General features: G+C 36.8%; 7 protein-coding genes. All 7 read left to right on the forward strand.

The features are described from left to right. Positions 1-22 precede the first annotated feature (22 nt). The gene (locus ACFILW_RS06120) at positions 23-3,202 is read left to right on the forward strand and encodes an autotransporter outer membrane beta-barrel domain-containing protein (protein ID WP_375685351.1); all 3,180 of its coding nucleotides are present in this window, start codon (positions 23-25) and stop codon (positions 3,200-3,202) included. A 765-nt stretch (positions 3,203-3,967) separates the two neighbouring features. Then, on the forward strand, positions 3,968-4,813 hold the full coding sequence (locus ACFILW_RS06125; protein WP_375685352.1) for a hypothetical protein: 846 nt from the start codon (positions 3,968-3,970) through the stop codon (positions 4,811-4,813). Between the two features lie 174 nt (positions 4,814-4,987). Further along, positions 4,988-5,140, forward strand: coding sequence for a hypothetical protein (locus ACFILW_RS06130; RefSeq protein WP_375646487.1), 153 nt, complete (start codon positions 4,988-4,990; stop codon positions 5,138-5,140). Further along, on the forward strand, positions 5,140-5,484 hold the full coding sequence (locus ACFILW_RS06135) for a hypothetical protein (protein ID WP_375685353.1): 345 nt from the start codon (positions 5,140-5,142) through the stop codon (positions 5,482-5,484). The genes ACFILW_RS06130 and ACFILW_RS06135 overlap by 1 nt, the downstream gene beginning before the upstream one ends. Beyond that, positions 5,474-5,647: a hypothetical protein gene (locus ACFILW_RS06140; RefSeq protein ID WP_375685354.1), complete on the forward strand. Its 174-nt coding sequence runs from the start codon at positions 5,474-5,476 to the stop codon at positions 5,645-5,647. The genes ACFILW_RS06135 and ACFILW_RS06140 overlap by 11 nt, the downstream gene beginning before the upstream one ends. 28 nt (positions 5,648-5,675) lie before the next feature. Further along, entirely contained in the window at positions 5,676-6,059 is a 384-nt protein-coding gene (locus tag ACFILW_RS06145; protein WP_375646483.1) for a hypothetical protein, read from the forward strand. A 146-nt stretch (positions 6,060-6,205) separates the two neighbouring features. Continuing rightward, positions 6,206-8,518: autotransporter outer membrane beta-barrel domain-containing protein (locus ACFILW_RS06150; protein WP_375685355.1), on the forward strand; the 2,313-nt coding region annotated here is incomplete at its 3' end.

Raw genomic sequence — 8,518 nt, forward strand, 5'->3', positions numbered from 1 at the left:
GGAAGAAAGTTTGTAGAAAATTATGTTTAAAAATCATCTCTCTTTATGTCATTTTACAACGGTTATTTTTTTCTTTGTATACAATACTGATGCGGGTGAGATTTCTTCTGAGAAGAAGCAATATTCATGTAACGAAAGTGCCTCATTTTATCGCTGTCATGATGGTAAAACGCATGAAATTTCCCAGAAAACTTATCAAGTTATGGGTGAAAGTTCTGATGCTGCTATAGAGGCATCAGGGGAAGATACAGTCATTGAGGGAGAGGCTATAATCATTAACGGTGTTTCGAATGCACATGGCCATTCAGAAACAAACGCTTGGACAACAGCTGTAAAGTCCTCAAATGGGGGAGGCGTTGCTCTATTTGATTCCATGTTAAATGATGTGTCGATAGGGGCCGATGTTAATGAGAAGGGGGCTTTTGAGATGCAGGATGGGGTGATTAAAGCAACCAGAATGGGGATCAGTGTTGCGGGTAAAGAGTCGTTTGTTTCTTTGACCAAGACAGAGATTAAGACATCTTCTGATGCGATAGGTCTTTTGAGTCATAATGGTGCAAAAATTTATATGAAAGAAGGAAAAATTGATTTTACCAGTGGTATTGGTGTTCAAACAGGAGGAGATGGAGAAATTAATTTAGATGGTGTTTCTATTACTGGGAGGGGAAAACAGGTAACAAATACAGATAATCATCGTGAAGCTTCTGCTTTTAGTATGCTTCAGGGGAAAGGCTCTCTTAATTTCCAGAAGGGAAACGTTAATGTCATTAGAGCGCATGGTATTGCCTTGGAGGGAAATGATAATAATACTGCTCATATCAAATATTCCAATATTTTTGTGAGAGAAAATGCATTTAATGGCATGCGCTTTTTTTGGGAAGCTGTCTTAAATGATAAAAAAACAATTATACCTGGAAAAGGGACTGTCTATTTGACAAAGACAACTTTTATGGCTCCAGAAAGTACGGCTATTTATAGCCGCGAATTTGAAAGTTCTGTTAAACTCTTACAAAATTCAACAGTTTCTGGTGATTCACTCCTGAAAGCTGTTGAGCGTTCCAATGTAAAGATTGAGGCTGATGCTTCTTCCCTTGTAGGAGGCGTATATGTTGATGAAAGTTCTACAGCTAAGATAGATTTAAAAAATGGTTCAAAGTGGATTTTATCGCGACCAAAATATGACAAATTGCAAAATTCTGATGCTTCTGGTTCTAATTTAGGGGACTATTCCTTCATTTCATCGGTCGATCTTACGGATAGTTCTCTTGTTTTTGAAGAATTAAAATCTAAAAAAACAAATGGTTATCAGACACTTCTCATCGGAAAAGGATCGGGGACTGTCTATAAAGCGCACGGTGATGTGAATCTTTATCTTAATGCATATTTGGATAAAGGCGGAGCTCTGCAAGAGCAAAAAACTGACCGGCTTTTAATCAATGGTGATCTTGAAGGAAAAACAACAGTTCATATTTATAAGATTCTTGGAAGTCCAGGGGCATTGACGGGAGATGGTGGTAATAATCAGGGGATTTCCATTATTCAGGTTTATGGACAAGCTGCTGAAGATTCTTTTCAGTTAAAGGGGGGGTATGTCACACTTGAAGCCTCTCCCTATCAGTATCATCTTAAGAGTTATGGTCCAAGCTCTTCTTTAGGGGCGGCAGATTCCCATCAAAGAGTGCTTAAAAACTCTGGAACATTTTGGGATTTCCGCCTTGAAAGTCAATTTGTTGATTCCACTTCTCTTGATTCCACTAAAGTTTTTCCTGTTCTTGATTTGGTTGTCCCCCCTTCTTCTGATGATATTCCTTCTTTTCCTAAAATTCATCTTAATATTACTGGAGGTGAGGATGGTTCTATTGACTCTAACTCTCAGCAAAAACCTCAGGAGCCAAGTCTTTCTTCTCCTGTAGATTCTCCTGATAGGGATTCCCATCTTACGACCACACCTAATGTATCTGATGTTTTGGTGCTTGAGACCCCCAATCCTCCTTCCTCTCTTGCACCTGTTATTCCCGCTATTGCTGAATCTAATCCAGTTGCACCACCTGCATCTGGTTCACTTGTTCCGCCGCATGTTTCACCCACCCCTTCTGTTGTTACTCCAGTTGCATCGGTTTCACCTGTTCCGCCGCATGTTTCACCCGCTCCTTCTGTTGTTACTCCACCTGCGTCTAGTTTTTCTGTTCCGGCATCTGTTTTTGAGCCTTCTTCTCATTTTGAGCCAAATGTGAGAGTCGTTGTTCCACAGGTTCTGACATATATTCTTGTGCCAAATACCTTATTTTATGCTGGATTGATGGATATCAGTAATCAAAACAAGCAGTTGCAAGCGCTGCGAACTGTTTCTGGTCGGTTGTTGAAAAATGATGAAAATCCCACTTTGTTTTTGCGCGGTTACGGCGGACATCACCGTTATACTTCAAATTTATCTGTACTTAAATATGGTGATTATGGCGGTGAGCTTGATTATAATGCACTAGAGGCAAATATTTTACTCAAGAAAATCGAAAGTGCATACAGTACGACATCTTTTGGGATTATGGGGAATTATGGCAAGCTTTCTTTGCAGCCTCGAAAGGTTAAACAAAGTCAAGAAAGTATATTTGATAAATGGACAATCACGGCATATGGAAGCATGCAGCATGATACGGGTCTTTATATGGATGGTCTCTTTTCTTATGGTTTGTTTAATGGAAATGTTCTCACACTTGAGCGAGGTAAAACAGCTACATTGAGAGGTAAGCCGCTGAGTGTTTCCTTAACTGCTGGTAAAACGTTTATGATCGGCAGCCGATATTTTATTTTTGAACCACAAGTTCAGTTTGTTTATCAAAATCTCCAGTTTCATAAGACTCGTGATATTGATAATTTTAATATTGATATGCGAAGCCCAGATCATTGGGGGATGCGTATTGGTGGGTATTTAACGAAGACACTTACATTTACTAAAGATGCACATGTTCTTTCATTCTATGGTAAGCTTCATTTCATTCGTAGTTTTGATGATAAACAATTTGTATATTTTAAAGATGCCTTCCAGCTTGGTTCCTTTGGGTCTTCTTTAGAAGCTGGATTGGGTGTTTTTTCGCAATTATCTCCAAAAATTATTTTTCATAGTGACCTGATTTATCAGCATAAATTTACGAATGCCGGCTTTTCTGGAACGCATTTTTCTGGTGGATTAAGCTATCACTTTTAATTGTATTTTCCTTTAATATATCCTTTGTGGAAAATATAAGTATAAAGCATGGTTTTATAGTGTTATTTTCTGATTTTTGACTTTATGTATAATACAAAACAACTTATTATGACGGCATATAATAAGAATAATAAGTAGATGAACCAGAGGTGTCTTTTCGATTTTTTATGAAGATAAAATAAAGAAAGTTTAGACTAAATTATGATTAAAGTATTAAAACGCCATGTGTGTGTTTTCTTACGACCTCTATTTTTTCTTCGCGCACAATATAGATGTGAGTGCAGAAGGTTATAAACCCTCATGTAATTCTCTTTTTAAATCGTATTCGTGTGATACAGTTGGTGCTGCTTGTACTTTTGGAAGTCGTAATAAGTTATATATGAGTGGATTGGATAGGAAGGACTTACAGGTGTTATTTTTACAATACAATCTCATAACATAGTTATTAAGCCGGAAAAAAGTAAAGGGGAAAAGGCGTTTCAGGAATTGGTGGAATTTTAGAATTAAATAAATCTGAGAAGATTACATCAGCAGTGGTTGTGTCAAAAGACAATAAAACTTCTTTTAAAAAGAGTTCTATTATAGGAAATAGCGAAAAGAAAAGTGGTAGAAATGTCAAGTTATCTCAATCTGTGTTTGGCGTGAAGCAGAGCGGTTTTTTTCTTTGATGAAGGTAAGATTCAGGTTTCTGATGTTCATGGCATAGCGATTGAAAGTGCAAAACCGGTTTTTTAGGAAAGGTCATTTGAGTTTCGAGATAGTTCTATGTCTTTGGTTTCTTTTGAAAACTCAGAGATCATTCTTCAGGGACAAAGGGTTCATAGTTTGCATTTTAGAGGAAGTACTTCGCAACATGAATATCAAGAGGGAGTGCTTCTTATAAGTTTAGGTGAATTTCGATTTAAAAAGACTGCTCTTCATGTTCTTGATGGTACGGCTATTTATAGTAACGATGCTAGGAGGTATCCTTATATTACGGTATCAGAGGGTTCTCGTATTTTTGCTGATCGGTTAGATGTCAAAAATAATTCATTTGTTGCGCTTGATGCTTATGCGTCTTTTCTTTCAGGAAGGGCACATGTTGAGAAAGGTTTTTATGGTAGTGTTGAGTTGTTCAATCAATCTTTATGGACTGTAAGAGCAAATAAAAATGCGCTTGAAAATGATCATAAAAAAGTTCCATATTGTGTAGGTTCATCTATTTTCTTTGTAAGGCTTATTGATAGTTTTATTTTCTTTCAGAAACCAAGAAATGATTTTTATCAGACACTTCGTGTTAGGAGATTGGATGATGATTATGGTTTAGATTATGCTTACGTTGTAGGAGAGGACGCACGCTTATATGTTAATGCATATCTTACTGAAACTGGTAAAAGCAAGGGAATAAAAGCTGATAAACTTCTTATCTATGGTGATGTTTATGGAAAAAGTAAGGTGCATATTATCGATGTCTCAGTGGCTTCAAAAAAAATAAAGAACCATAGCAAAGGTAAGCAAAAAGACGATAAAAAAGATAGTCTCAGTGTTTCAATTATTCAGGTTTATGGAAAGGCTGCGGAGGATTCCTTTAAATTAACAACAGATTATGTTGCTCTAAGAGGAGCGCCTTAGTGATATAGTGTTCGTGCTTATGGTCCCAATTTTTCTCATAGACAGGTAAAAGATGGGGATGGATCCGTTAAAGAGAAAAATATTGAGTATAATGGAGATTTTTGGGATTTCTGACTTGAAGCTGAATATGTTCAGAAACTTTCTCATCTGCATCATATGCGGTTGGAAAATGATGTGTTTCGTTCTTTAAACACTCATGCTCATCATCATAATGTTTTAGCTGATTATGATGCTTCTGTTTTTTATTCTGAAGAGGGCATTAAAGCTGTTGTCCCACAAGTTTCAGCATATCTATCGATGCCTCATGCTTGTTTCAGGTTGGTTTGATGGATATGAACAATCACAATAAACAGCTGGAAACATTGCGTATTGCTGCTGGGACTTTGGGAGAAAATGCTAAAAGTTCTGCTCTTTTTGCGCGAGGTTACGGTGGAAGTTATCGTTATGTTTCTGACCTCTCTGAGTTTCAATATGGTTATGGTGGAAATTTGAATTATAACGCTATAGAGGCAAGTGTTTTGCTCAATGCGATTGAGGATACACATCACACTTTAAGCTTTGGAATAATGGGGAATGATGGAAAAAATTCTCTACAACCTCAAGATGTTGAAGAAAACAAAAAAGTATATTTGATAAATGGCCTATTACACATATGGCAGCATGCAGTATGATACAGGCTTTTATATCGATGGTCTTTTTTCCTATGGTTTATTTAAAGGGAATGTTTTCACGCAAGTAAGGGGCAAGACAACAACATTGAAGGGAATACCTTTGAGTGCTTTATTGATTGCGGGTCAGTCATTGATGACAGGACATAAAGGGCTTATTTTTTGATCCGCAGGTTCAGGTTGTTTATCAAAATGTGCGGTTTGATCAGGCGTTTGATATTGATGGTTTTGATATTGAAATAGAAAAACTTGATTTGTGGGTGATGCGTGTTGGCGGGTCTTTAAGAAAGACGCTTGCTGCTTCTGAAGAGGCTCTTGTTGTTTCTTTCAATGGCAAGTTTCATCTTACCATGAGTTTTGGAGGAAAAAAACATGTGCAATTTGGAGATGAATTCCAATTAGGGGTTTTTGGTTCTTCTCTAGAAGCTGGAATGGGGGGTAATGCTCAGTTATCTTCAAATTTTTTATTGCACGGAGATTTAACCTATCAGCATCGTCTTAGTAAAACTGGTTTTTCAGAGATGATTTTTCATGCGGTTTACACTATGCTTTTAGGTATATTCTTAAATATAGAATAACATTTACATAAATATAGAGTATTTTATGAATTGCAAAGCAAGTATTTATTTGTTATACTTAAAAATATTCATATGTTTAACTTAACATTATTTCAGATCTCATTCACTTTTAAATAAAGCGGGGGAGAAGGATTTGCAAAAGAGTTATGGTTAATATATTTAAAAATTATAGGTTGACTTTTACAACAGTTGCTTTTTCTTTTTTTTGGGTTGTAAATATTAATGCTGACTTTCATGCTTTTGCAGCTCCCTGTGATGAAACAGGGAGCTTTTATACGTGCAGTGATGGTAAAAAACATACACTTGAAAATAAAACTTATAATTTAAAAAGTTTTCAAGAACATGCTCCTAGTTCTGATCCTATTAAGGCTATATATGTAGAAAATGCAGGTACAGTTGTTGATGCATCTCAGATAAATGTTTATGGCGATGATTCAAATAAAATATCTGCATATGGTGCATATGCAAAATATGGTGCACGTCTTAATCTAAAAAATTCAAATTTTAAGAATGTACGTGCTCTTCATGCTGAAAATGCAGTCATTAACATGACAGATGGGTCAATTACGGAAACTTCTCACGCTATATATGCATTGGGTGAAGAAGCGGATATTGCTTTAGTGCGTGTAAAGATTGAGGTTGAGCCAGACAACCTGCAAGATATCGGGTTTGTGAGTAGACTTGGTGCAAAGATTAGGATGTCAGGCAGTACTGTTACATTTAATGGGAAAGGTAGATTTTCATCGTTTTATGGGGGAGGGTATAATTTCGATAGTACTATCATTAAGGGTAAAGGAAAACAAAAAACTACTATCGTCGATGAGGAAGGTTTCGATAAAATACCAGAAGCTTTCGACGTCTCTCAAGGAAGTCATGTTCAATTGAATAATAGTTCTATTGAACTGAGTGATATGCATGGTTTTTTGGTGAAAAATTCTTCGGTTGATGTGAATGATAAAGAAAAGTTGTTGTGGAAAGCATTTAGTTCATCGGATGAATTTAAGAAGACAAATATTAAGATTAACAAATCCAATGTTTTTGTGCTGGGTAAAGGAGTACATGGTCTGTATTTTTATGGATTAGAACCAGACAAAGGGTTTAGAACAGCTGATTCAGCTAATGAAATGTTGTTACAAGGCAGAAATATCATTATAGGAAAGGCATTTGTTCAGTTATCAAAGACAAACTTTACAGTTCCAGAAGGTATCGCCATTTATAGCACTGGGACTGATGGTTTTGGAGCTAAAGCTACCCTTGAACTATTGGACGATACAAAAATCTCTGGTGACTTATTAATAAAAACTGAAAAAGATTCTTCTCTTCTTGTTCAAGCATATTCTTCAACCCTTACAGGGGGAGTGCGCATTGAAGATAGGTCTCGTGTTGATTTACAGTTAAAAAATGGTTCAACATGGTATCTTACTAAGCCTAAATATCAAGATTTACAAGAGGCCGATGTTACGGTTTCATCGCTTTCTACTTTGAGTCTCCTTGATAGTACGCTTGTTTTTGAGAAATATGTCTCTCAAGATTATCAAACATTGCATATTGGAAAGAAAATATACAATAAAGAAGATGTTTATGCATTAGATGATATTGATCAAACAGCGGGTGTGGATGGCGTATACAATAAAGTATACAGTGCGGAAGGTAATTCTCGGATTAAGATGAGCACATTTATGAATAATGATGGTTCATTTGATCCTCAAAAAACTGATCGCGTTTTAATCTATGGTGATGTTTTGGGAACCACGCTCATTGGAATGGAAAAATTTCAAAAAGCTTCAGATACAAAAGTGATTGACGGAAGTCATCAAAGTGTTTCGATTATTCAGGTTTTTGGAAAAGCAAAGGAAGATACTTTTAAGCTTTTGAATGATTATGTTGCGATAAATGGATTTCCTTATCAATATAAACTTCGTGCTTATGGTCCTGGTTCTTCTTCTGGAGAAGCAAGTCCCGAAAATAGATTGGTTGAAGGGGAAGGAGATTTTTGGGATTTTCGTCTCGAAAGTGTTTACATTAATCCTGAATTAGATCCTTCTGAATCTATTTCAGTTCCGTCTATTAAGCCTACGTCCACAGTTTTACCACCTAAATCTGAAGCAGAAACTATACCTTCTGAACGACCATCAGAGACTATTGCGCCTGAACAACCTCCTTCTGTTAAGCCACCGCTTATACCATCTACACCTTCTTTGCCTGAAATATCTGATCCGTCTGAAACATTGATTCCTACGGATTCTACTCTCACTCCTTCTGCCCCTGTTTCGCCTGTACTTCCCTCTGTCCCCTCTGTTCCAGAGGACGCTTCTTCCGTGCAACCTATGCCTGCATCGCTTGTTCCAGTTGAAACTTCTACTGATGAGGTTTTGCCATCTAAGCCCTCTGTTCCGGAGGACACTTCATCTCCAGATTCTGTCCCCACTCCTTCTACCCCTGTTGAACCTGTACGTCCT

Origin of the sequence: Bartonella sp. TT110JLCBS (genome assembly GCF_042193405.1) — a bacterium.
GTDB lineage: Bacteria > Pseudomonadota > Alphaproteobacteria > Rhizobiales > Rhizobiaceae > Bartonella.

What these genes read in the sequence shown, in the direction of transcription:
- ACFILW_RS06120 (WP_375685351.1), top strand. Translation starts at nt 23, where the DNA reads ATGTTTAAAAATCATCTCTCTTTATGTCATTTTACAACGGTTATTTTT.
- ACFILW_RS06125 (WP_375685352.1), top strand. Translation starts at nt 3,968, where the DNA reads ATGTCTTTGGTTTCTTTTGAAAACTCAGAGATCATTCTTCAGGGACAA.
- ACFILW_RS06135 (WP_375685353.1), top strand. Translation starts at nt 5,140, where the DNA reads ATGGATATGAACAATCACAATAAACAGCTGGAAACATTGCGTATTGCT.
- ACFILW_RS06140 (WP_375685354.1), top strand. Translation starts at nt 5,474, where the DNA reads ATGCAGTATGATACAGGCTTTTATATCGATGGTCTTTTTTCCTATGGT.